Here is a 22269-nt window from a genome sequence, read left to right as displayed (position 1 = left end):
TGAAAGCCTCTGAAGACGCTCGTGCGGTGTTGGCACAGGAGCGTGACGTCCTAAAAAAACAGTTGCCCTCTCACCTGGCCGCCATCTTGCGAAAGCCGAGATCGTCCAAAAGGTGAGAGGGGATTTGTCGATACGGCAGGTCTACGCGATTCTTGGCTGGCCCCGGAGCCGGCACTACGCCCCCGTCAAGGCGGCTCCCGCCATCGACGAAGGGCTTGCCCAGACCGCTCTGGCCATTCATCGGGATAGTCGCCGCAGCTATGGCGCACGCCGCCTTGCGCGCAGCCTGTGCCGGCACGGCTTTCGTGTGGGTCGCGAACGGGCGGCGACACTGATGCGCCGGCTGGACATTCGACTGAGGAAGAAGCGGTTTCATTACGCCAGACGCAACACGAAACCTGCACCGGCCGAAAATATCGTCAACCGACAGTTCGATCCGGCGCGTCCCAACCAGACCTGGGCCGGCGACATCACCTTCATCCGAACGGGCCAGGGCTTCCTCTATCTGGCCATCGTGGTCGATCTGTACTCCCGGCGAATCGTCGGCTGGGCCACCGGCCACACGCCCGATTCACGACTGGCCATCAAGGCCAACGAGCTGGCCATCGGCTTGCGCCAGCCGGCTCCCGGGTTAGTCATGCACACCGATCAGGGCGCCTCGTACACCTCCGATCGCTACACCCAACATCTGGCCCGGCACGGCATCGTTCAAAGCATGAGCCGAAAGGGGAACTGCTGGGACAACGCCGTCGTCGAACGCGTCTTCCGAAGCCTTAAACAGGAGTGGTTCGGCGAGGAAACCTTCCCGACCCGAGCTTTGGCATCACAAGACGCGATCGACTACCTGGTTCGCTATTACAACCACGAGCGCCTGCACTCCGCGCTCGACTACCGCCCGCCGGCCGAGTTTGAGAGGATGGCGGCTTAACGCTCCTATGCGTGGTCCTCAAATACCCGGCCACTACAGGCGCGCTCCTACTCGTCCTGCCAGCTACTCGTCTTGCCAGGCCTCGAGGGTGTCGGCGTAGCCGCCCAGCAGCTCCCACAGGGGGGCCTGCTTGTCTTCCGGGATCAGCGTGTATTCCAGGCCGATCTGGCGGGCGGACACCCGCGCGACGCACGCCTCCATATGAATGTGGAGGTCGTGGCCGAAGATCATGTCCAGCACCCAGGTCTGGCCGGCCTCGCCCCGCCAGCCCAGCGGACGACGAAGCAGCGCGCCGGTGGCCGAGATGTCGACCAGATCGGTCGGGTGCGCTTCACCGCCGCGACTCATGAGGACGGCGCTGTGGACTTTCATGCGCGCGTGGCGATAGCGCGTTCCTTCCTTGTCAGACGACATCAACGTATTTGTCCATACCGGTTTAACGTCTGTACTCGTGGCAACGTGCATGAGCGCACCTCGACCGACTTACCTTGCGTGTCACAAACGGACACATTAGCGCAGTCGCAGGTTCCGCCCATCCTGTCAGCGTTCACTCGCTACCACGCGTTTTCAACACACCAGCGCGGACCAGCGCCCCGGCGCCAAAGCGGCCGTTTATCAAATCCTGTACGCCATCCGAAGGCTTTTTAGAAGCCGGAGCCGCGAACATATCCTGTTGCTCGTCGCCGCGCCGTGCATCGAACCCGGATAGCGTCACCCCGAGCAGCCGCAAACGCGGCCGGGGGTGCTGGTCCCACCAAATGTGAAGCAAGCGGCGTGCCACTTCAAAGATTTCGGGGGTTCCGTTCCCGGGCACGGGCAGCTGGGCCTGTCGGCTGTGCGTCACGAACGGTGGCTCACGTAGTTTTACCGAGACGGTCCGCGCCTCGACCGCCCTGCCCCTGGCGCGGGCACCGACCCGCTCGCACTGGCGCAGCAACCAGGCTTCCGCCACACCGAACTCCTCGACGTCGTACTCGAAGGTCCACTCCGAGCCGATCGACACCTCGGGTGCGTCCGTAACCACCGGGCGACGGTCCTCCCCCTGACACAGCAGCCGCAGCTGAGCGGCATGTCGCTCGCCCACGGCCTTGTTCAGACGCCAGGCGTCGGAGCGGATCAGGTCGCCGATGGTGCGGATGCCGACCTTGTGCAGCGACTCTTCCGCCACCTTGCCTACCGTCCACATGCGCCCTATCGGCAGGGGGTCCAGGTAACCGCGCACCTGATCGGGCGGGATGACGAGAAACCCATCGGGCTTGGACAGCTCGCTGGCCAGCTTGGCGAGCAGCTTGTTGTGCGCCATCCCGACCGAGGCATTCAGCCCGGTCCGCGCCTTGATGGTTTCCTTCACTCTGCGACCGATCGCCTCGATCGATGCGAAAAGTCTCAGGCTGGCGGTGACATCGAGGAAGGCTTCGTCGAGGGACAGGCCCTCGATCATCGGCGTAACTTCGGCAAAGACACCGAAGACGATCGCGGAGATCTCCGCGTAACGGTCATGCCTGGGGAAGATGTAGACCGCGTCCGGGCAGCGCCGACGGGCCTCGGCGGTGGCCATGGCCGACCGCACGCCGTACTTGCGCGCCTCGTAATTGCAGGTCGAAACGACGCCGCGGCGCCCCAGACCGGCCACGACCACCGGCTTGCCGATGAGCGTCGGGTCGTCCAGTTCCTCCACGGACGCGTAAAAGGCGTCCATGTCGACGTGGATGATGGCGCGATCGGGAGCGGGCATAACGCGTATTGTGCCAAAACGATGAAGGACGGGCGTCTACGCCCGCTGGACTTGCGCGGAAACAGGCGATACCCTGTGTCCATTCGGGTGAACTTATTCGGGCGTCACGCCCTCACCGGTCCGACAGACGGGACCGGCGGCGGACAGCTTCCGACGATTCTTCACAGGCGGTGACCCTCCTGGGGTGTCCAGCGGCAAAGCCTTCCGCTCGTCGGCGACGATGCGAGGCATGGCCGGGCGAGGTGGCGGTAAAGCCGCCGGACGGCATCGATTGTTGCGTTCCCGGTCGCACTCGCGGCCCTTCTGACGTGTGCCGATGACTAACGAGACAACCGACGTCCAGGTGGTCGAAAACATTCAGGGTGCCTTCGCGGGCATTCCGCAGCAACAGGAAATGCCCCTTGCGCTCGTGCGCGGGCAGCCGGTGCTGCAGATGCCTCAGGACCTGTACATTCCGCCGGACGCGCTCGAGGTCATTCTCGAATCGTTCGAAGGCCCGCTGGATCTCTTGCTCTACCTGATCCGCCGGCAGAACCTGGACATCCTCGACATCCCTGTCGCCGAGATCACCCGGCAGTACATGGACTACATCGAGATGATGCGCGAGGTGATGCGGCTCGAGCTGGCGGCGGAATACCTGCTGATGGCCGCGATCCTGGCGGAAATCAAATCCAGACTGCTGTTGCCACGGCCGCCCGCCGAGGAAGGACTGGAGGAGGATCCCCGCGCCGAACTGGTCCGTCGGCTGCAGGAATACGAACGCTTCAAGAAGGCCGCGGCGGATATCGACGAACTGCCCCGGCTGGAACGCGATACGGCGGTGGTCCACGCCTTCGTCGGCGAGCACAACGTGGTGCGTGTGCCGCCGCCGCTGGACCTCAGGGAGATGTTGCTCGCGCTCAAGGATGTGCTCGGCCGTGCCGACCTGTTCACCCACCATGCGATCCAGCGCGAACCGCTCAGCGTTCGTCAGCGCATGGGTGACCTGCTCGGCACGCTGAGTGAAGGCGGCGGTTTCCGCCGGTTCGAAACGCTGTTCGACGTCAGCGAAGGCCGACTCGGAGTCGTGGTCACCTTTCTGGCCATGCTCGAGCTCGCAAAGGAAATGCTCGTCGAGATCGTTCAGGAAGAGGCCCTCGGGCCGATCTACCTGAAAACGAAGGTACAGACGGAGGCCGCGCGCGACGAAGCGCTCGCCTGACCCAAGCACGCATCCGAAAGGCCTATGCAACCCGAACAACTCAAACCCATCGTGGAAGCGGCGCTGCTCGCGTCGACCCAGCCGATGACGGTCGCGCAGTTGAAGACGATCTTCGTCGACGAGGATGAAGTGACCGACGACGACCTGGTCGTGGCGCTGAAGTCCCTGACGCATGACACCGACGGTCGCGGCGTGGAACTGATGGAGGTCGCCACCGGCTGGCGCTACCAGGTCCGCCGCGACGTTCATCCGTGGGTTTCGCGGATGTGGGCCGAAAAGCCGAGCCGCTACTCCCGCGCACTGCTCGAGACGCTGGCACTGATCGCTTACCGCCAGCCCATTACCCGCCCGGAGATCGAACAGATCCGCGGCGTGGTGGTTTCCTCGAACATCATCAAGACGCTCGAAGAGCGCGAATGGATCCGCGTCGTCGGACACCGCGACGTTCCCGGCAAGCCGGCGTTGTTCGGCACCACCCGGCTGTTCCTCGACTACTTCAACCTGAAGTCGCTCGATGCCCTGCCCCCGCTCTCCGAGATCCGCGATCTGGAAGAGCTCAACCCCCAGCTTCGCCTGGGCGATGCGGACGGCGTTCCCGCCAAGGCGGCGATGCCGACCGATCTGCCCGTCGACGTGGACGACGACGAAAGCCTGACGAATACCGAAGACGACGATGATGTCGTGGCCGAAGCCACGACGATCGAAGACACCGCCGCGGAGACCGCGCCCCCCGAGGGCGACGATGTCGAAGTCGCGACCCAGCTGCCAGCCGGCGACGATGACGTCGCCGCGGCTTCCCCCACTGCCGAAGAGGCAGAGAACCCCGAAGGCGACGTCGAAGACGACGACGCCGGCAAAGATACCGAGGAGTCACGCGCATGAATGCGCCGCAACGTTCCCTACTCAGCCTGAAGCGCGGCGAGAGCCGCACCACCGAAGACGGTCCGCAGCTCGAAGAGCGCCTGCACAAGGTCCTGGCCAACGCCGGCCTCGGCTCCCGCCGGATGCTCGAACAACGCATCCAGGCCGGCGAAGTCGAAGTCAACGGCACCGTCGCCACCATCGGCGCCAGCGTGCATGCCGGTGACCGCGTGGTCCTGGACGGCAAGCAGTTCGTCGTCGCCACCGACAACCGCAACGACGCCGAGGTGCTCGTCTACCACAAGCCGGAAGGCGTGGTGACCACCCGCGAAGACACCGAAGGCCGCCCCACCGTGTTCGAACAGCTGCCGCGCCTGAAGGGCGCGCGCTGGGTCGCCGTGGGTCGCCTCGACATCAACACCACCGGCCTGCTGCTGCTCACGACCGACGGCGAACTCGCCAACGCGCTGATGCATCCGAAGAGCGGCCTCGAGCGCGAATACCTCTGCCGCGTCCACGGCGAAGTGCCGGACGAGACGATCGAGCGTCTGAAGGCCGGCGTGGAGCTGGAAGACGGCCCCGCCCGCTTCGACGAAATCGCCACGATCAGCCGCGGCGGCAGCCACAGCTGGTTCCGCGTCACCATCCGCGAGGGCCGCAACCGCGAAGTCCGTCGCCTGTGGGACTCCGCCGGCTTCCTCGTCAGCCGCCTGAAGCGCATTCGCTACGGCACCGTCGAACTGCCGCGCGCCCTGCGCCGCGGCGACTGCGAGTCGCTCGACGAAACCGCCATCAAGGAACTGCGCGAGCGTTCGGGCCTGGGCGCACCCGCCCCGGTGCTGACGCTAAGCGCCGTGGTGCACCAGCGCCGCGCGCCGCGCCACGTCACCGAGTACAAGCCCAACGCCGGCGGTGCCAGCGCGTGGAGCTCGGCACGTCATGACGAAGCCCGTGAGCTCACCGCTTTCGATCGTCTGCGCGATGACAATCCGCGCGGCGGCCGTGGCGGTCGTGCCGGCGGTGCCGGTGGCCGTGGCGGCGCTCCGCGTCGCGAGGTCAACGGTAACGTCGATCGTCCGGAGCGCGGCAACGCCGCGGGTGGCCAGCGTAAGCGTCGCGTCGCCCCGGGCCAGGAACTGCCGGGCGTGCGCACGTGGTTCGCGGGTGACTCGCGCACCGGTGGCGGCCAGGGCAACGCCGCAGGCAACAGCACGGGCAACCGTGGTCCGCGTCCGGGTGGCCGCGCTGGCGGCAATACCGGCAATGGCGGTGGCGGCGGTGGCTACGGCAACCGTTCGGCCGGTCCGGGCGGTAGTCGCACGGGCGGTCCGCGCACCGACGGCAACCGTGCCGCTGGCGGCGGTCGTGCCGACGGCAACCGCGCTTCGTCCGGCGGTTCGCGCTTCGAAGGCGGCGGTAATCGCGCCGCTCCGGGCGGCGGCGCCCGCTTCGAAGGCGGCGGCAACCGCGGCGGTCGTCCCGGTGGCGGCGGCAACGCGGGCAACCGTGCCGCCGCCGGCGGCAATCGCACCGGCGGCGGCCAGCGCCCCGGTGGCGGCGGCAATCGCGGTCCGCGTCCGGGTGGCGGCGGTAATCGCAGCGGCGGCGGTGGCGGTGGTAACCGCGGCGGCAACCGCTAAGCGCTAAACGCCAAATGCTCGTGTAGGAGCCAGCCCTGCTGGCGATTCAGGTCTCCAGAGAGATTGATTCGCCAGCAGGGCTGGCTCCTACAGAAGCCGTGTGCCGGACGGCTTTACCCTCCCGCATCGGGTCAGCGGTGCCGTTCGACCAGCTTCTTCGCCACCGCGTCGAAGCCGATACCGCGGGCACGCAGTACCACCATCAGATGAAACACCAGGTCGGCCGCTTCGCCGATCAAGGCGTCGTCGTCTTCGGCGACGGCGGCGAGCGCGGTTTCCACGCCCTCCTCGCCGACCTTCTGCGCGATACGCCGTATGCCGCCCTCGAACAGCTTCGTCGTGTAGCTGCCCTCGGGCCGCTCGGCATGCCGCGACGCGACCAGCGCGTCGAGCTCACCCAGAAAACCAAGCGGCGGCGCCACGTCATCGCCGAAGCAGCTTGTCGTGCCGTTATGGCAGGTGGGCCCGGCCGGCATCGCACGCACGAGAAACGTGTCCGCGTCGCAGTCCAGACGCACGTCGACCAACGTCAGCGTATCGCCTGACGTTTCGCCTTTCGTCCACAGACGCTGCTTGCTGCGGCTGAAGAACGTCACGAGACCTGCCTCGCGCGTCTTCGCCAGGGCGGCCTCATCCATGTAACCCAGCATCAGCACCTCGCCGGTCCGCGCATGCTGCACGATGGCCGGCAGCAAGCCGTCGCCCTTGGCGAAGTCCGGTGTCGTCGTCTCGCTCATAGTCTTACCTCGATGCCCTGCGCACGCAGTTCGCGCTTGAGCGCGGGAATGCCGATGTCGCCACTGTGGAAGACGCTGGCGGCGAGTGCCGCGTCGACGTCCGCGACGCGGAACACCTCGGTGAAATGATCCGCCGCGCCCGCGCCACCCGACGCGACCAAGGGCACGCGACTCAGTGCGCGCGCGGCGGCCAGTTGTTCGATGTCATAACCGCGGCGCACCCCGTCGGTGCCCATGCAGTTCAGCACGATTTCGCCCGCACCCAGCGCCTGCACTTCCTCGATCCAGTCGAGAGTGCGTTTGCGCAGCGCTTTCGTACGCGACGGATCGCCCGTGTACTGGCGCACACGCCACTCCCCGTCGTCATCGCGCAGGCTGTCCACGCCGACGACCACGCATTGCACGCCAAAGGCGTCGGCGATTTCGGCGACCAGTTCAGGACGCTCCAGTGCCGGCGAGTTGATGGAAATCTTGTCGGCACCCGCATGCAGCACGTCACGCGCGTCATCGACGCTGCGGATACCTCCGGCCACGCAGAAGGGAATATCGATTTCGCGCGCCACGCGTTCGACCCAGTCGCGATCCACACGGCGGCCTTCCGGGCTCGCGGTGATGTCGTAAAACACGAGCTCGTCGGCGCCCTCATCGCGGTAACGCAGTGCGAGCTCGACGATCTCACCGACCACCACGTGATCGCGGAATCGCACCCCCTTAACCACCTGCCCGTCGCGCACATCCAGGCAAGGAACGATACGACGGCTCAGCATGATGCGTTCGCCTTCTCGGCGGTCACGAAAGCATCGGACAGGGCGAACGCCCCTTCCAGCAGCGCACGCCCGAGAATCACGCCGGAGACGTCCTGCAGCGCAAGCGTCGCGATATCTTCCAGCGAACGGACTCCGCCGGAGGCCTGCACATCCATGCCCGGCGCCAGCGTCGCCAGGTGGCGATACAGCGCGAGATTGGGCCCGGTCATCGTGCCGTCGCGGTCGATGTCCGTGCACAGCAGGTGGCGCGCACCGGCGGCGCGATACCAGGGCACCAGGTCGTGGAGCGTGCGCTCCTCGTCGGCGGTCCAGCCCGCACTCGGCAGCTTCCACAGGCCATCGCGGAAACGCGTATCCAGCGCCAGCACGATGCGTTCCGCGCCGTAGCGACCGATCCATGCGGCGACGGTTTCAGGATCGCGCATGGCGATGCTGCCGACCACGACGCGCTGTACGCCGGCGTCGATCAGACGACGGACACCGTCTTCGTCACGCACGCCACCACCGGCCTGTACGCGTAAACGTCCGCTGGAGGCGATACCCGCGAGGGTGGAAAGGTTCTCGAAGCGGCCCGTCCGGGCGCCATCGAGATCGACCACGTGAAGCCACGAAGCGCCCTCGTCGGCGTAATGCGCGGCAAGCGCTTCAGGCTCAAACGCGAAGGTGGTCTGCTGAGCATAGTCGCCCTTGAACAGGCGGACGACTTTGCCTTCGCGCAGATCGATGGCTGGAATGGGAAGTGTCATAGCGAGAGAAAATTCCGCAGGAGCTGGGCGCCGACACCGGCCGAACGCTCGGGATGGAACTGCATACCCATGAAATTACCGGACGCGACGACGGCGGAGAACGGGGTCCCGTGCTCGCTCGACGCCAGCGTGTAATCGCCCGTGGGCACGGCGTAGCTGTGGACGAAATACGCGGTATCGCCTTGCCTCAGACCGGCCGTCAGACGGTGATCGCCGGTCGCCGTCAGGGTGTTCCAGCCCATGTGTGGGACACGTAAACCCGGCTGCTCCGCGAAGCGACGCACCGTCGCGGGAATCATGCCCAGGCACTCCGTGTCGCTTTCCTCCGAACGGGCACACAGCAACTGCATGCCGAGGCACACGCCAAGCACCGGCTGAGTCAGCCCGCGCATGACATCGACCAGGCCCGCCTCGCGCAGCATGCGCATGCCGGGAGCCGCCGCACCCACGCCCGGCAGGATCACGTGCGTGGCGTTACGGATGCGATTCGCGTCGGAGGTCAGTTCGGCATCGGTGCCGAGACGCTGGAGCGCGTACCGCACCGATCCGATATTGGTGCCTCCCGCGTCGACGAGGACCACGCGCATCAGAGACTCCCCTTGGTACTCGGCAGGTCCGCACCCTCGCGACGGATCGCCTGGCGCAGGGTACGCGCGACCACCTTGAAGCAGCCTTCGACCATATGGTGCGCGTTATCGCCGTGCACGGTGAGGTGCAGGTTGGCGCCCAGCGTCTCGCACAGCGAACGGAAGAAGTGCGGCACGAGCTCGGTGGGGACATCGCCGACGCGCTCACGCGGGAACTCGCCTTCGAACACGAAATACGGACGCCCCGACAGATCCAGCTCGGCGCGCGCCGCGCTCTCGTCCATCGGCAACGCGAAGCCGTAGCGGCCGATGCCGCGCTTGTCGCCCAGGGCCTGCTTCAGAGCCTGCCCCAGCGCCAGCGCGGAGTCTTCGATGGTGTGGTGTTCGTCGATGTGGGTGTCGCCATCGCAGCGCAGCTTCAGGGCGAAGCCGCCGTGCTTGCCGATCTGTTCGAGCATGTGATCGAAGAAGCCCAGACCCGTGTGAATCTCCGGATCCGCCACACGGTCGAGATCGACCGACACGCGAATCGACGTTTCTTTCGTCTTGCGCACGACCTCGGCGGTACGCGGCGCATCGAGCAACGCGTGCGCCAGCTCGGCCCAGCTCATGCCCTCGGGACCGACCCGGAGACCGCGCACGCCCATGTTCGCGGCGAACGCCAGATCGGTCTCGCGATCCCCGATCATGGCCGACTGCGCACGGCTCCAGCCGTCGTCCGCCAGCCAGTGCCGTGCGAGACCGACACCCGGCTTGCGCGTGTCGAGATTTTCGTGCGCGAAGCTGCGGTCGATCAGCTGCTCGCGAAAGGTGATGCCCTGCGAAGCGAGAATACGTAGCAGCAACGCATGCGGACCATCGAACGAGGCCTGTGGGAAGGCATCCGTCCCGAGCCCGTCCTGGTTGGTAACCATCACCAGTTCGTAGCCGGCCGCGACGCAGCGCTGAAGCGCCGCGATCACCCCCGGCAACAGCGCCAGCTTTTCGTAGCTGTCGATCTGCTGGTCCGCGGGTTCTTCGATGAGGCAGCCATCGCGGTCGACGAAGAGAATCTTGCGGCTCATGTCCCGGCTCCCAGCACGGCAAGCACGCGGTCGTTCTCGTTGCCCGTGCCGATGGTGATGCGCAACGCGTCGCCGAGGCCCGGGTATCTCGTGATGTCGCGCACCACGACACCGGCGGCGAGCAGTCGGCGATACGTACCCGCCGCATCGTCGAAGCGTACGGCGAGGAAGTTCGCGTGCGACGGGAGGACTTCGCGCACACCCGGCTGCGCGGCGAGCGCCCTGGCCATCCGGGCGCGCTCGTTGAGCAGTTCGTGTACGTGATGGCGCTGCACGCGGCGTCCTTCGTACGACAGCGCCGCCAGCGCCGCGTCCACGCATGGGGATGGCAGCGGATACGGCGGGATGATCCGGCGAAGCAGGGCCACGACCTCGGCCCGTGCGATCAGGGTGCCGACGCGAGCACCTGCCAGCGACCAGGCCTTGGACAGGGTTCGCAGCACGGCGATGTTGTCGAAGTCGTCGATCAACGAGGCGGCGCTGCGCGTGCCGCTGAACTCGAGATAGGCCTCATCGACCACCAGCAACGCCCTGCCCTGCAGCTCGCGGGCCAGTCGTTCGATGGTGGCGAGTTCGACCAGGTTGCCGGTGGGGTTGTTCGGCGAGCAGACGAAGACGAGCTTCGTCGTGTCGGTGACGGCGGCGAGCAAGGCGTCGGGATCGAGCTTGCCGGACGCATCCAGCGGCGATTCGATCACGCCGGCCGCCTGCACACGTGCGCAGACGGCATACATGCCGAACGTCGGCGGCGAGATCGCGATCGAGTCCTGACCCGCCCGGCAGAACGCGCGGACCAGCAGGTCGATCGCTTCGTCGCTGCCCCGGGTGACCAGCAGGCGCTCGCTGGTGCTGCCGTAGAGATCGGCGAGCGTTTCGACGAGACCGCGCGGCTGCGGGTCGGGATAACGATTCAGGCCTTCGCCGCCCGGCACGTTCGGCGAACGGGCCGACTCGTTGGCATTGAGCAGCACCGTGCCTCCCTGCGCTTCCATGCGGGCGCTGGAATACGGCGTGATGGCACGGATATCGGGACGGGCGAGATCGAGCACGCTCATGCGACGGCATCCATAACGGCAAGGCGCAGGGTCACCGCGCGACGATGGGCTTCGAGTTGTTCCGCTTCGGCGAGGATCGCCGCACACGGACCGATGTTGCGCAGGCCTTCGGCGGTGACTTCCTGCACGGTGACCTGTTTCTGGAAGCTGCCCACGGAGACACCGCTGTAGCTGCGCGCGTAGCCGTAGGTCGGCAGGACATGGTTGCTGCCACTGCAGTAGTCACCGACGGATTCGGGCGTCCATTCGCCGAGAAAGACGGAGCCGGCGGATTCGACGTCGTCGAGCAGCGCGCGCGGTTCGGCCGTCTGGATGATCAGGTGCTCAGGCGCGTAGCGGTTGCTTACCTCGACGGCCTCCGCGAGATCGCTCACGAGGATCAGGCGACTCTCGCACAGCGCCATGGCGGCGACCTCGGCACGCGGGAGTTCCCGGCGTTGACGCTCCACCTCCGCCTCGACGCGGTCGAGAAGACCGGCTGACGGACTGACCAGCAAGACCTGAGAGTCCGGCCCATGCTCTGCCTGCGACAGCAGGTCGGCGGCAACGAAGCGCGGGTCGGCGCCGGCGTCGGCGATCACCAGTACTTCCGACGGGCCAGCGGGCATATCGATGGCGGCACCGGAGGGATCGCCGGCCGCCTGCAATTTGGCTTCGGTCACCCAGGCATTGCCGGGACCGAACAACTTGTCGCAACGCGGAACGGACGCCGTGCCATAGGCCATCGCGGCGATCGCCTGCGCACCGCCGAGCTTGTAGACGCGGTGCACGCCCGTCGTTTTCGCCGCGAACAGCACGGCATCGTCGCAGCGGCCGTTCGCCTGTACCGGCGTGCACAGCACCACATCGCGGCAACCGGCGATGGCGGCGGGGACGCCGAGCATGATCGCCGTCGACGGCAGCGGCGCGCCACCGGCCGGAACGTACAGGCCAACGCGGCGAATGGGACGAAGCACGCGTTCGACGCGTACGCCCGGCGCCGTATCCACACCGACTTCGGTTGGTGCGGCGGCACGGTGGAAGGTATCGATACGTTCCGCGGCTTCGCGCACCGCCGCTTTCAGTTCAGACGACAGACGCGCTTCCGCCGCGGCGAACTCCGCCTCGGTGACCGCGAGGTCGTCGAGCGTCGTGCCGTCGTAGCGTGCGGTGAGTTCGCGCAGCGCATCGTCACCGCGGGCGCGCACGTCGGCGATAATCGCCTCCACGCCATCACGCAGTTCCGCGGCGCGGGACTGCGCCGGGCGGGCGAGCGCGGCGTCGCGGCCATTTTCGTCGAGGGTCTTCCAGTCGATCCGTTTCATGCCAGCATCTTCTCCACCGGCAGCACCAGCATGTCGCGGGCACCGGCGCGTTTCATGTCTTCCAGCTGGCGCCAGCTCACCGAGCCGGCACACAGCGCCTGCAGAACGACCTGATCGGGCGAGCCGTCGACCTGTGTAAGCGTGGGCACCGGCGCCCCTGGCAGAAGGCGGGTGATCTCCGCCAGCGCGGCGCGCGGCGCCTGCATCAGGATCAGGCGCGAGTCGCGCACCTGGATGACGCCATCCAGACGACGCAGCAGCAGTTCGGCGATCTCGCCGCGCTCGTCCAGCGGCAGTTCCGCGTGGCCGGCGAGGACGGCTTCGCTCTCGATCACCACCGCGGTCTCGCGCAGCTGGTTCGCGACCAGCGTCGCACCGCTGGAAACGAGATCGCAGATGGCGTCGGCGGTGCCGAGGCGCGGCGCGATTTCCACCGAGCCATTGAGCATGACGACTTTCGCATCCACGCCGTGCGCGCGCAGCCATTCGCCGGTCAGCCCGGGGTATGACGTCGCGATGCGCTGTCCTTCGAGCTGCGCCGGGCTTTCGTAGGCGTCTTCCTGCGGCACGGCGATGGACAGACGGCAGTGACCGAAACCCAGTGAGCGCAGTTCGTCGATGCCCGTGCCGGCCTCGGGATTGGACAGCTGAAATTCGCGCAGGACATTGCGACCGACGATTCCGAGGTCGCACACGCCTTCGGCGATCAGGCCGGGAATGTCGTCATCGCGAACGAGCAGGAGGTCCACCGGCTCGCCCTCGCCGAAGCAGAACAGCTTGTCGCGGCTCTGGCGGAACTTGAGGCCGCACCGGGCCAGCAACTCCTGTGCGGGCTCCGTGAGGCGCCCCGATTTCTGCATGGCGATGCGCAGTCGATCACGCGGCTTCATACGGCACTCCCGGCATTACGGCGGGCAGCGGCCGCCATATAGCCCCCGCTGCCCTGGTTGAGGTACCGGGCGACCCGGCCAATAGTGGTGATGCTGACGGCCGTACGCTCATGGATTTCGCGGTACGAACGGCCCTCGAGCAGGAACGGCACAACGCGCCAGCGATCGACCATGACTTCGATCTCGGCCGGCGTGCAGAGGTCATGAAGGAAGGCCCGCATCTCCTCGATCGTGGCCAGGCCGGCCAGGGCTTCGCACAGGCTGGTTTCCGCCGAATCGGCGGGCGTCTCAGGGTCGAGTGAGCGACGCTTCATAGTGTACTAATGCGTTAATACGATAACGCATCCTAACTTGAGCAACCGGTTCGTGGCAAGCGCCGACAGAGAATTGCGCTTTTCTTCCATATACCGCATCGCAGCACCCGGCCAACATGGCGACCATCTCCAAGCTGTGAGCCTTATCCATGCGTAGTACCGTGATCATCGCGGACGACCACCCGGTCGTGGTCGCGGGGGTCGAAACCGTGCTGAAGTCGCATCGCTACGACATCGTCGCGCGCGTCCACAACACCGACGCCCTCTTCCACGCCCTGGCCGATTACCCGTGCGACGTCGTCGTGACGGACTTCTCCATGCCCGAAGGCAGCCGCCCGGATGGCATGCCCATGATCCGGCGCATCCGTGCGATGCGTCCGGACACCGGCATCGTCGTACTCACCATGCTGTCGAACACGGCCATGTTGCGCAGCCTGCTCGACGCGGGCGTGGCGGCCATCTTCGACAAGCGCACCAATCTGCGCGACATCCCGGTCGCGGTGCATGCGGCCAACGTCGGGCGCTCCTACCTCAGCCCGGCCATCCGCCGCCTCTTCCACGAGGCGGACTGCGCGGCGGCGCAGGAAGAAGAACTCGCCACCCGGCTGTCCCCCCGTGAAATCGAGGTGCTGCGCGGGTACGCGCAGGGCTACCAGTTGCCCGAGATCGCCTCGGCCATGGGTCGCAGCATCAAGACGATCAGCCGGCAGAAGCGCTCGGCCATGAGCAAGCTGGGCCTCGTCAACGACGCCCAGCTCTATCACTACCTGGCCGGCATCCGCGCCGACAAACTCGACGACTGGTCCCCGACCGACGAGGCCGCCGCCAGCCTCAACTTTTTCCCGCCGTGATCAGGCCGCGGCGACGAGACGCCCGGAGGCCACCAGTTCGCACATCAGGCGGACTTCGCCATCCATCGCACGATCGCGCTGCATGAAGGCGATGTGCTGGCGAAGAGCCGCCAGTGCCTCGCGCACGGCGACACCGCCATGGAAATCCTCGGCGACAGCGAGGGCGTCCATCAGCGCGCGCACTTCGGTTTCGAAGCGCGCGTAGTGCGGCGAGTCGGTACGCGGCGCTCCGGCGATTTTCGACGCCAGCGCCTGCCAGTCACCGCGCATCGCAAGGGTACGCGCGGCGTTGAGCATGTCCTGGCGGTATTCGAGCGCCTGCGCGGCGGTATACAGCTCCATCGCCAGCACGTGGCCGAGGTCCTCGGTCATCTCCAGCACGTGACGGGCCTCGTTGGCACCCATGGACACGTGGTCTTCCGCGTTGGCGCTGGTCGGCACCGAATAGACGGAGGCCGGGTGCGCGCGCGTGGCGAGGTCGTTGACCAGCGCCGCCGCGGTGTACTGCACGATCATGAAACCGGAATCCGTGGCGTCTTCATTGCCGATCAGGAAGGCCGGCAGGCCGTCGTTATTCGCGGGATCCACCAGCTTGGCGGTGCGACGCTCCGAGATCGAGGCGAGTACCGGAATCGACGCCTTGACGTAGCTCATCGCCAGCGCCAGTGGCATGCCATGGAAGTGACCGGCGGAAATCACCTGATCCTCGATGACCTCGGCGTTCTCGGCATCGGGGAAGACCAGCGGGTTGTCGGTGACGGCGTTGAGCTCGACGTCGAACACGCGACACGCCTGCTCCCACGCGTCGCGCACGGCACCATGCACCTGCGGCGCACAGCGCAGGCAGTACGCGTCCTGCGGCTGATGCTTCTTGCCGCCCTTGAACGGGAGGAAGCGGGAGTAGAACGCTTCCTTGCCATGCCGCTGCGTGGCCGGCACCCAATCCCAGCCGATGTCGAATCGATACGCCTGGTCGGCGGGATCCGCCCACGAGTCCGACAGCCACGGACGGAAGCGCGGCACCATGTGGTACGCGATGTCCGCCAGCGTCGAACCTTCGAGCAGACCGCGTATGTTGCGTGCCGCCGCCACCTGCCCCGGATGGGGGCGCAGCGCATGCACCTGTTCGGCGTAAGCGCCCGTGCGGCCAGCGAACGCGTCGAGCGTCATCGCGGCCGCCAGGTCCGCCGTGCGGATCAGCATGTCCATCGTGTCGAGCGCGAGCACGCCCGTGGCCAGCATCTGCGTCGTGCCGTTGTTGAGCGCAAGACCTTCCTTGAAGGACAGGCGCACCGGCTCGAGACCGGCACGCTTCAGCGCCTCGGCACCGGGCAGGCGCTCGCCCTGATAAAAGGCCTCACCACCACCCAGCAGCACGATGGCCAGATGCGACAACGGAGCCAGGTCGCCACTGGCGCCGACGGAGCCCTTCTCCGGAATCACCGGGATGACGTTGCGGTTGAGCAGCTCGGCCAGCGCACGCAGGGTTTCCACGCGAATACCGGAGTGTCCCTTCATCAACGTGTTGACGCGGATGGCGAGCATCGCGCGCACGACGTCTTCAGCGAAGGGCTTACCCACGCACACCGCATGGGTGATGATCAGGTTGTGCTGCAGTTCTTCCAGCAACGTGCCTTCGCGCGGCTCCGGATTACCGCCGGGCAACTCGTCGCGCACGCGATGCGCACCGAGCAGCTTGTCGGCATTGCTGCCGAAGCCCGTGGTCACGCCGTAGATCGGCTCGCCGCCACCGACCTTCTCGGCGAGAAAGTCGGCCGCGCGCCTGACCTTCACCAGCTGCGCGTCGTCGAGACGAATCGAAGCGCCGTGGCGAGCGATAGCGGCGACCTGGGCGCGCGTGAGGCTACGTCCGTCGAGAAGAATGCTGCTGGTCATGGGGAATGCCGTGCGGTGGGGGTATGAGAAAGCTCAGCGACCGATTTCGGCCTGGGCCAGTTCGACGCGCAACGTCTTGACCAGGTCGGCACGAGCCACCTCGAACTGATCTTCGCGACGAAGATCCTTCACGGTGACCACGCCCTTCGCGATCTCGTCTTCGCCCAGCACCACGACGAAGCGAATGCCCGCCCTGTCCGCGTACTTGAACTGCTTGCCGAGCTTGCCGCCCTCGAGCACGACCTCGGTGGCGATGCCCGCGTTGCGCAGTTCCGTCGCGACGGCCAGATAGGTCGGCAACTGCGCCGCGTCCATCTGCGTCACCAGCACGTCCACCGTGCTCTGCGCGGTCGAAATCAGGCCGACGTCACGCAGCTGCCAGTAAAGACGCGTCAGGCCGATCGAGATGCCGACGCCCGGCAGATGCGACTTCGTGTACTGACCGGCCAGATTCTCGTAGCGCCCACCCGAGCAGATCGAACCGATGCCGGGATGATCGTTGAGCGTGGTCTCGTAGACCGTCCCCGTGTAGTAATCGAGGCCGCGGGCGATCGACAGGTTCAGTGCGAAATGCGTCTCCGGCACGCCGAAGTCGCGGATCATGGTCAGGACTTCCTTCAGCTCGGCCCTGCCCTGCTCGAAGGTTTCCGAACCGGCACCCAGCGCGTCGAGATGCGCGAAGGCGTTGTCGACCGAGGTGGAACGTACCTGGACGAACGCGAGAATCTTCGTCGCCACGTCGGCCGACAGGCCGAACGCCTCACCGGTCAGCGTGTCGCGCACATAGTCCGGACCGCGCTTGTCGAGCTTGTCGACTTCGCGCAGCACGAGCATCTGCTGCTCGGCGTCGGCGATGCCGAGGTTTTCGAAGTAACCGCGCATCAGCTTGCGGTTATTCAGCTGAATGGTGAACGGACCGATGTTGAGGTCGCGGAACACGCTGTAGATGACCGCCGGAATCTCGGCGTCGTAACGCACCGACAGCGAGTCCTTGCCGATCACGTCGATGTCGCACTGATAGAACTCGCGGAAGCGTCCGCGCTGCGCGCGCTCGCCGCGATAGACGCGCTGCATCTGGTAGCGACGGAACGGGAAGCTGAGGTCGTGCTCGTGCTCGGCCACGTAGCGCGCCAGCGGCACGGTGAGGTCGAAACGCAGGGCCAGCTCGGGTACGCCGCCCTTGTCCTTCTCCGCCGCCGCGCCCAGCGCACCGGTGGACTGCACGAAGTAAACCTGGCGCTCCGTCTCGCCGCCGGTCTTGGTCAGCAGCACATCGCTGTGCTCGATCACCGGCGTCTCGATCGGCAGGAAGCCGAATTTCTCATAGTTACGGCGGATCGTGTCCAGCATGCGCTGAAACGCGATCTGATCGAGCGGCAGGAGCTCGAGGACACCGGGCATGGTGCGGGCCGGGGTGAGTGCCATGCAATTCCTCTTCGGACAGGCTTATACGGAGGCCGCCACGCGGCAGCCGCATAGATTAGCAGATGGCCACAGCCCGCCCCGGTAGGCAATGCGTGAAAAAAGTTGAAGCGACCTGTTGCCATTGATCGGGAGCATGGCTAATATACGCGGCTCCCGTCGGGGTGTAGCTCAGCCTGGTAGAGCGCTACGTTCGGGACGTAGAAGTCGCAGGTTCGAATCCTGTCTCCCCGACCAATGAATTCGTTCATTATGAAAACGCCGGCCTAGTGCCGGCGTTTTTGTTTGCGCGGGATCCGGCCTGCGAACGACCCGCAGGCACAGCCGCCTGGCGATCCGCGTCAGTAGGCGACGGCGAAGGCGTGCGTCACGGCGCTCATCGCCTCACGCCAGCGCACCTCCAGTTCCGGCGTGAGCTGATCGTCACGCTCACGTACCGCCTGCAGCAGACTGTCGAGCCAGTACGCGTAGTACTCCGGCGGTACCGGCGCCCTGCCCGTGCGGGCATGGACGCGGATCATCTCATCGACCGGGCGTTTCGCCATACCGTCGCCGGCGGCCCAGGAGATCGCCAGGCTGATGCCGCGGCGCAGGGCCATGTGTTGCTTCTGGAAGTCGGTCGTGGCGAACAGGAGCGCGAGGCCGGGGTCGCGGGACAGGAGTATCTCGTAGAAGCGCCCGATGAAACCGCGCGTGCTCAGGCAGCGACCGTAGCTGACCTGAAGGTCGTCGTATCCGGTGGACATGGGAGGCTCGCCTTGGGAAAAAGCTGCGAGCTTAGAAAGGTGGGGTGTGGGCTGCCCCGACTCTGGTCAAATTTGCGGGCGCGAGGGTAGCCGGTCGCGCGCGGGGCGCGCTCCTACATGACTCTGGAAACGGTGGTCTGGAAACGCAAAACGCCCCGTTAGGGGCGTCTTGCGTAACTGGCGGAGAGTGAGGGATTCGAACCCTCGATAAGGCTTTTGACCCTATACTCCCTTAGCAGGGGAGCCCCTTCGGCCACTCGGGCAACTCTCCGGGATGTTTCGTAAAGGACCTGCCTTCACGAGCCGGCAAGGATACTTAACCTTGGTCGACTCGTAAAGCCTCAGACCTTACTGGTCGTGGTCGTCCCCGGAATGGCCGCCGGCGTCGCCTTCGTTCTTGATGCGCTGGTAAATCTCTTCGCGATGGACTGCGACATTTTTCGGTGCATTGATGCCGATGCGCACCTGGTTACCTTTGACACCCAGAACGGTGACGGTCACCTCGTCGCCGATCATCAGGGTTTCACCGACCCGGCGGGTCAGAATCAGCATGATTGATACTCCATAAAATCAGGTATTGGCTTCCCCACCAACGACAACCTCACCCCGAGTGCTTGCCGTCGATGGATTGACGTTTCGACCATCGAAGGCCGAACTGCCTTCCCCGGCTCTAGTTGTGTGTGTCGCTGACCAGCTGTCCTGCCATTCCGATCCGAAGGACCGACACCGAAAATTACGTTCGGCATTCGGATCATACTAGCTGAGCCAATCCAGCGTAAGCAACGCACACAGCCGTGAAGACGTGTACCAAAGCGCCTTTACGGCACTTTGGTACGGGTCCATCTATCTCCCGTTCAGCGCAGACGAGCTTCCACCCACGCAGGGATGCTTTCGAGAATACCGGGAAGCGCCGGGCTGTCGACGCCGCCACCCTGGGCCATGTCAGGGCGGCCACCGCCCTTGCCGTCGATCTTCGAGGCCACTTCGCCCACCAGATCGCCGGCCTTGACCCGGCCCAGCGCGGCGCCGCCGACGCCTGCCACGAGTGCCACGCGACCATCGACCGCACCTGCCAGCACGATGGCGCAATCGCCGAGCTGCTGCTTGAGCACATCGACGCTGTCGCGCAGCGACTTGGCATCGAGACCCTCAATACGGGCGGCGACGACTTTGATACCGGCGACATCCACCGCCGAGGCGGCGAGATCGGCCGAGGCGGAGCTGGCCGCCTTGGCCTTGTAGGATTCGATTTCGCGCTCGAGCTTCTTCTGTCGATCGAACAGCTGACGGAGTTTTTCGACAACTTCGTCACCGGTCGCGGCAAGCAGTCCGGAGACCTCGCCAAGGACGCGTTCTTCATCCGAAACACGTGCCATGGCTCCCGCGCCAGTCACCGCCTCGATGCGTCGTACGCCAGCGGCGACGCCGGATTCCGCCACGATCTTGAACAGACCGATGTCGCCCGTCCGGGACACGTGCGTGCCGCCGCAAAGCTCCGTCGAGAAGTCGCCCATCTTCAGCACGCGCACTTCGGCACCGTATTTTTCGCCGAACAGCGCCATGGCGCCGAACTCGATGGCTTCGTCGTACGCCATGTTGTGCACTTCGGCGGCATCGTTGTGGCGAATCTCGTCGTTGACCATGCGCTCGATCAGCGCGAGCTCGTCGGCGGTCAGCGCCTTGAAGTGGGAGAAATCGAAACGCAGGCGCTCAGGAGCCACCAGCGAGCCCTTCTGCGAAACGTGGTCGCCCAGGACGGTACGCAGCGCGGCGTGCAGCAGATGGGTCGCCGAATGATTCAGCACCGTGGCCTGACGCTGCGAGGCGTCCACCGCGGCGCCGACGATGTCGCCCTTGTTCAGCGGCGCGGACCCCTGCCAGGTTCCGAAGTGCGCGAAGAACGCGCCACCGACCTTCTGCGTATCGGCCACGGCCAGCGCGCCCGAAGGATTGCGCAGGACGCCGGTATCGCCCACCTGGCCGCCCGACTCCGCGTAGAACGGTGTACGGTCGAGCAACAGGAAAGCTTCTTCGCCGTCGGAGAGGCGATCCACCGACTTGCCGTCACGGACGATCGCGAGCACCCGGGCATCGCTCAGCTCGAGGCTGTCGTAGCCGGTGAAAACCGTCGGCGACACCGCGCTGGCGACTTCCGCGGGCAACTGGGCCTTGGTCGAGAAGTTGCTGGCGGCGCGAGCACGCGTGCGCTGCTCGCCCATGGCCTGCTCGAAGCCGTCCATGTCGACGCTCATGCCGCGCTCGCGGGCGATGTCGGCCGTGAGATCCACCGGGAAGCCATACGTGTCGTACAGACGGAAAGCGTCGACGCCGGGAATCACCTTTTCCGCCCGGGATGCGATGTCGTCGAACAGACGCATGCCGTGCTCGAGGGTTTCGCCGAAGCGCTCTTCTTCGTTCTTGAGCGCCTGCTCAACGAACGCCTGCTTCTTCGCGATATCCGGATAAGCCTCACCCATCTCGGCGACCAGCGGCGCGACCATCTTCCAGAAGAAGTCGCCGCGCACGCCCAGCATCCAGCCGTGGCGCAGGGCGCGACGGATGATGCGGCGGAGCACGTAGCCACGACCTTCGTTGGAGGGCAGCACGCCGTCGACGATGAGGAACGAGCAGGCACGGATATGGTCGGCGATGACGCGCAGCGACTTGTTCGACAGATCGGCGGTGGCGGTCAGACGACCGGCCTCGGCGATCAGATGGGCGAACAGGTCGATTTCGTAGTTGGAATGCACGTGCTGCAGCACGGCGGCCAGGCGCTCGAGACCCATGCCGGTGTCGACGCAGGGCGCCGGCAGCGGCGTCAGCGTGCCGTCCGGGGCACGGTCGAACTGCATGAAGACCAGGTTCCAGATCTCGATGTAGCGGTCGCCATCCTCGTCGGGCGAGCCCGGGGGGCCACCGGCCACGTCGGCACCGTGGTCGAAGAAGATCTCCGTACACGGACCGCAGGGGCCTGTGTCAGCCATCTGCCAGAAGTTGTCGGAGGCGAACGGCGCACCCTTGTTGTCGCCGATGCGGACGATGCGGTCCACCGGGACACCGACCTCCTTGTTCCAGATATCGAAGGCCTCGTCGTCGGTGTGGTACACGGTGACCCAGAGGCGCTCGGCTGGCAGCTTGTAGATGTCGGTGAGCAGCTCCCAGGCGAAGCGGATGGCGTCGCGCTTGAAGTAGTCGCCGAACGACCAGTTGCCCAGCATTTCGAAGAAGGTGTGGTGGCGGGCGGTGTAGCCCACCGCGTCGAGGTCGTTGTGCTTGCCGCCCGCCCGCAGGCAGCGCTGGACGTCGGCCGCACGGACGTAGCCTGGCTTTTCGCTGCCGAGGAACACGTTCTTGAACGGCACCATGCCCGAGTTCGTGAACAGCAACGTGGGATCGTTCGACGGCACCAGCGATGCCGAAGGCACGATGGTGTGGTCCTTGGAACGGAAGAATTCGAGGAAGGTCGAACGGATTTCGGCGGTTTTCATGAGCGATCGTGGCTTGGAAGCTGCGAGACGCGTTACG

The 22269-nt window shown here is 65.9% G+C and carries 20 protein-coding genes, 2 tRNA genes and 1 pseudogene; 6 read left to right on the top strand and 17 right to left on the bottom strand.

The features are described from left to right. Nucleotides 1-91: 91 nt before the first annotated feature. Nucleotides 92-928, top strand: a pseudogene (locus BLT40_RS19635) (IS3 family transposase); the annotation flags it as partial. Between the two features lie 63 nt (nucleotides 929-991). On the opposite strand, the gene BLT40_RS19630 reads toward BLT40_RS19635, so the two are convergent. Beyond that, entirely contained in the window at nucleotides 992-1342 is a 351-nt protein-coding gene (locus BLT40_RS19630) for a PilZ domain-containing protein (protein ID WP_043693093.1), read from the bottom strand. Nucleotides 1343-1475: 133 nt separating this feature from the next. Beyond that, the gene (dinB, locus tag BLT40_RS19625; RefSeq protein ID WP_079522997.1) at nucleotides 1476-2663 is read right to left on the bottom strand and encodes a DNA polymerase IV; all 1188 of its coding nucleotides are present in this window, start codon (nucleotides 2661-2663) and stop codon (nucleotides 1476-1478) included. A gap of 394 nt (nucleotides 2664-3057) precedes the next feature. Here dinB and BLT40_RS19620 point away from each other — a divergent pair, with 394 nt between their 5' ends. Genes BLT40_RS19620 through BLT40_RS19610 form a run of 3 tightly spaced genes read left to right on the top strand, consistent with a single transcriptional unit; the run spans nucleotide 3058 to nucleotide 6365 of the window. Beyond that, nucleotides 3058-3864 (top strand): segregation and condensation protein A, encoded by an 807-nt coding sequence (locus tag BLT40_RS19620; protein ID WP_176167901.1) that lies wholly within the window; start codon nucleotides 3058-3060, stop codon nucleotides 3862-3864. A 24-nt stretch (nucleotides 3865-3888) separates the two neighbouring features. Then, nucleotides 3889-4746 (top strand): SMC-Scp complex subunit ScpB, encoded by an 858-nt coding sequence (gene scpB / locus BLT40_RS19615; protein ID WP_090356199.1) that lies wholly within the window; start codon nucleotides 3889-3891, stop codon nucleotides 4744-4746. Next, entirely contained in the window at nucleotides 4743-6365 is a 1623-nt protein-coding gene (locus BLT40_RS19610; RefSeq protein WP_090356195.1) for a pseudouridine synthase, read from the top strand. The genes scpB and BLT40_RS19610 overlap by 4 nt, the downstream gene beginning before the upstream one ends. A 131-nt stretch (nucleotides 6366-6496) precedes the next feature. On the opposite strand, the gene hisIE is transcribed toward BLT40_RS19610, so the two are convergent. The 9 genes from hisIE to BLT40_RS19565 are packed head-to-tail and all read right to left on the bottom strand — an operon-like array spanning nucleotide 6497 to nucleotide 13829. Beyond that, nucleotides 6497-7102, bottom strand: coding sequence for a bifunctional phosphoribosyl-AMP cyclohydrolase/phosphoribosyl-ATP diphosphatase HisIE (gene hisIE, locus BLT40_RS19605; RefSeq protein ID WP_090356191.1), 606 nt, complete (start codon nucleotides 7100-7102; stop codon nucleotides 6497-6499). Beyond that, entirely contained in the window at nucleotides 7099-7869 is a 771-nt protein-coding gene (hisF, locus tag BLT40_RS19600; RefSeq protein ID WP_079523000.1) for an imidazole glycerol phosphate synthase subunit HisF, read from the bottom strand. The genes hisIE and hisF overlap by 4 nt, the downstream gene beginning before the upstream one ends. After that, complete coding sequence (gene hisA, locus BLT40_RS19595) at nucleotides 7863-8615, bottom strand: 1-(5-phosphoribosyl)-5-[(5-phosphoribosylamino)methylideneamino]imidazole-4-carboxamide isomerase (protein WP_090356188.1); 753 nt, start codon at nucleotides 8613-8615, stop codon at nucleotides 7863-7865. Before hisA ends, hisF begins: the two co-directional genes overlap by 7 nt. Beyond that, the gene (gene hisH, locus BLT40_RS19590) at nucleotides 8612-9202 is read right to left on the bottom strand and encodes an imidazole glycerol phosphate synthase subunit HisH (RefSeq protein ID WP_090356182.1); all 591 of its coding nucleotides are present in this window, start codon (nucleotides 9200-9202) and stop codon (nucleotides 8612-8614) included. The genes hisA and hisH overlap by 4 nt, the downstream gene beginning before the upstream one ends. Beyond that, the gene (hisB, locus tag BLT40_RS19585; protein ID WP_090356179.1) at nucleotides 9202-10266 is read right to left on the bottom strand and encodes a bifunctional histidinol-phosphatase/imidazoleglycerol-phosphate dehydratase HisB; all 1065 of its coding nucleotides are present in this window, start codon (nucleotides 10264-10266) and stop codon (nucleotides 9202-9204) included. The genes hisH and hisB overlap by 1 nt, the downstream gene beginning before the upstream one ends. Then, entirely contained in the window at nucleotides 10263-11321 is a 1059-nt protein-coding gene (gene hisC / locus BLT40_RS19580; protein ID WP_090356175.1) for a histidinol-phosphate transaminase, read from the bottom strand. Before hisC ends, hisB begins: the two co-directional genes overlap by 4 nt. Next, nucleotides 11318-12625, bottom strand: coding sequence for a histidinol dehydrogenase (hisD, locus tag BLT40_RS19575; RefSeq protein WP_090356171.1), 1308 nt, complete (start codon nucleotides 12623-12625; stop codon nucleotides 11318-11320). The genes hisC and hisD overlap by 4 nt, the downstream gene beginning before the upstream one ends. After that, nucleotides 12622-13515, bottom strand: coding sequence for an ATP phosphoribosyltransferase (hisG, locus tag BLT40_RS19570; RefSeq protein ID WP_090356166.1), 894 nt, complete (start codon nucleotides 13513-13515; stop codon nucleotides 12622-12624). Before hisG ends, hisD begins: the two co-directional genes overlap by 4 nt. Then, a complete protein-coding gene (locus BLT40_RS19565; RefSeq protein WP_036114643.1) occupies nucleotides 13512-13829 on the bottom strand; it encodes a YerC/YecD family TrpR-related protein in 318 nt (105 codons plus the stop codon). The genes hisG and BLT40_RS19565 overlap by 4 nt, the downstream gene beginning before the upstream one ends. Before the next feature lie 149 nt (nucleotides 13830-13978). Between BLT40_RS19565 and BLT40_RS19560 the strand changes: the two genes are divergently transcribed. Then, a complete protein-coding gene (locus tag BLT40_RS19560) occupies nucleotides 13979-14680 on the top strand; it encodes a response regulator (protein ID WP_051943797.1) in 702 nt (233 codons plus the stop codon). Here BLT40_RS19560 and BLT40_RS19555 read toward each other — a convergent pair whose 3' ends face one another. Continuing rightward, nucleotides 14681-16576, bottom strand: coding sequence for an HAL/PAL/TAL family ammonia-lyase (locus BLT40_RS19555; RefSeq protein WP_090356161.1), 1896 nt, complete (start codon nucleotides 16574-16576; stop codon nucleotides 14681-14683). It abuts the gene before it with no gap. A gap of 33 nt (nucleotides 16577-16609) precedes the next feature. Next, nucleotides 16610-18001: a histidine--tRNA ligase gene (hisS, locus tag BLT40_RS19550; RefSeq protein ID WP_090356156.1), complete on the bottom strand. Its 1392-nt coding sequence runs from the start codon at nucleotides 17999-18001 to the stop codon at nucleotides 16610-16612. A 157-nt stretch (nucleotides 18002-18158) separates the two neighbouring features. On the opposite strand from hisS, the gene BLT40_RS19545 reads away from it, so the two are divergent. Then, nucleotides 18159-18235, top strand: a tRNA-Pro gene (locus BLT40_RS19545). 104 nt (nucleotides 18236-18339) lie between these two features. On the opposite strand, the gene BLT40_RS19540 is transcribed toward BLT40_RS19545, so the two are convergent. From BLT40_RS19540 to alaS, 4 genes are all read right to left on the bottom strand, one after another. Continuing rightward, nucleotides 18340-18744: a globin family protein gene (locus tag BLT40_RS19540; protein WP_090356151.1), complete on the bottom strand. Its 405-nt coding sequence runs from the start codon at nucleotides 18742-18744 to the stop codon at nucleotides 18340-18342. Nucleotides 18745-18922: 178 nt separating this feature from the next. Then, nucleotides 18923-19015: transfer RNA gene (locus BLT40_RS19535), tRNA-Ser, on the bottom strand. A gap of 77 nt (nucleotides 19016-19092) precedes the next feature. Next, nucleotides 19093-19296 carry a carbon storage regulator CsrA gene (gene csrA / locus BLT40_RS19530; RefSeq protein WP_036114720.1) on the bottom strand — a complete coding sequence of 68 codons (204 nt, stop codon included), beginning with the start codon at nucleotides 19294-19296 and terminating at the stop codon, nucleotides 19093-19095. Between the two features lie 302 nt (nucleotides 19297-19598). Continuing rightward, nucleotides 19599-22232 carry an alanine--tRNA ligase gene (alaS, locus tag BLT40_RS19525; RefSeq protein WP_090356146.1) on the bottom strand — a complete coding sequence of 878 codons (2634 nt, stop codon included), beginning with the start codon at nucleotides 22230-22232 and terminating at the stop codon, nucleotides 19599-19601. Between the last annotated feature and the right edge of the window lie 37 nt (nucleotides 22233-22269).

The organism is Dyella sp. 333MFSha, from assembly GCF_900102405.1.
GTDB lineage: Bacteria > Pseudomonadota > Gammaproteobacteria > Xanthomonadales > Rhodanobacteraceae > Luteibacter > Luteibacter mycovicinus.
Note: the sequence above shows the minus strand (reverse complement) of the source record. Positions and strands in the feature narration are given on the sequence as shown.

Coding starts and splice junctions, on each gene's coding strand:
- BLT40_RS19630 (WP_043693093.1), bottom strand. CDS start 1,342: ATGTCGTCTGACAAGGAAGGAACGCGCTATCGCCACGCGCGCATGAAA.
- dinB (WP_079522997.1), bottom strand. CDS start 2,663: ATGCCCGCTCCCGATCGCGCCATCATCCACGTCGACATGGACGCCTTT.
- BLT40_RS19620 (WP_176167901.1), top strand. CDS start 3,058: ATGCCCCTTGCGCTCGTGCGCGGGCAGCCGGTGCTGCAGATGCCTCAG.
- scpB (WP_090356199.1), top strand. CDS start 3,889: ATGCAACCCGAACAACTCAAACCCATCGTGGAAGCGGCGCTGCTCGCG.
- BLT40_RS19610 (WP_090356195.1), top strand. CDS start 4,743: ATGAATGCGCCGCAACGTTCCCTACTCAGCCTGAAGCGCGGCGAGAGC.
- hisIE (WP_090356191.1), bottom strand. CDS start 7,102: ATGAGCGAGACGACGACACCGGACTTCGCCAAGGGCGACGGCTTGCTG.
- hisF (WP_079523000.1), bottom strand. CDS start 7,869: ATGCTGAGCCGTCGTATCGTTCCTTGCCTGGATGTGCGCGACGGGCAG.
- hisA (WP_090356188.1), bottom strand. CDS start 8,615: ATGACACTTCCCATTCCAGCCATCGATCTGCGCGAAGGCAAAGTCGTC.
- hisH (WP_090356182.1), bottom strand. CDS start 9,202: ATGCGCGTGGTCCTCGTCGACGCGGGAGGCACCAATATCGGATCGGTG.
- hisB (WP_090356179.1), bottom strand. CDS start 10,266: ATGAGCCGCAAGATTCTCTTCGTCGACCGCGATGGCTGCCTCATCGAA.
- hisC (WP_090356175.1), bottom strand. CDS start 11,321: ATGAGCGTGCTCGATCTCGCCCGTCCCGATATCCGTGCCATCACGCCG.
- hisD (WP_090356171.1), bottom strand. CDS start 12,625: ATGAAACGGATCGACTGGAAGACCCTCGACGAAAATGGCCGCGACGCC.
- hisG (WP_090356166.1), bottom strand. CDS start 13,515: ATGAAGCCGCGTGATCGACTGCGCATCGCCATGCAGAAATCGGGGCGC.
- BLT40_RS19565 (WP_036114643.1), bottom strand. CDS start 13,829: ATGAAGCGTCGCTCACTCGACCCTGAGACGCCCGCCGATTCGGCGGAA.
- BLT40_RS19560 (WP_051943797.1), top strand. CDS start 13,979: ATGCGTAGTACCGTGATCATCGCGGACGACCACCCGGTCGTGGTCGCG.
- BLT40_RS19555 (WP_090356161.1), bottom strand. CDS start 16,576: ATGACCAGCAGCATTCTTCTCGACGGACGTAGCCTCACGCGCGCCCAG.
- hisS (WP_090356156.1), bottom strand. CDS start 18,001: ATGGCACTCACCCCGGCCCGCACCATGCCCGGTGTCCTCGAGCTCCTG.
- BLT40_RS19540 (WP_090356151.1), bottom strand. CDS start 18,744: ATGTCCACCGGATACGACGACCTTCAGGTCAGCTACGGTCGCTGCCTG.
- csrA (WP_036114720.1), bottom strand. CDS start 19,296: ATGCTGATTCTGACCCGCCGGGTCGGTGAAACCCTGATGATCGGCGAC.
- alaS (WP_090356146.1), bottom strand. CDS start 22,232: ATGAAAACCGCCGAAATCCGTTCGACCTTCCTCGAATTCTTCCGTTCC.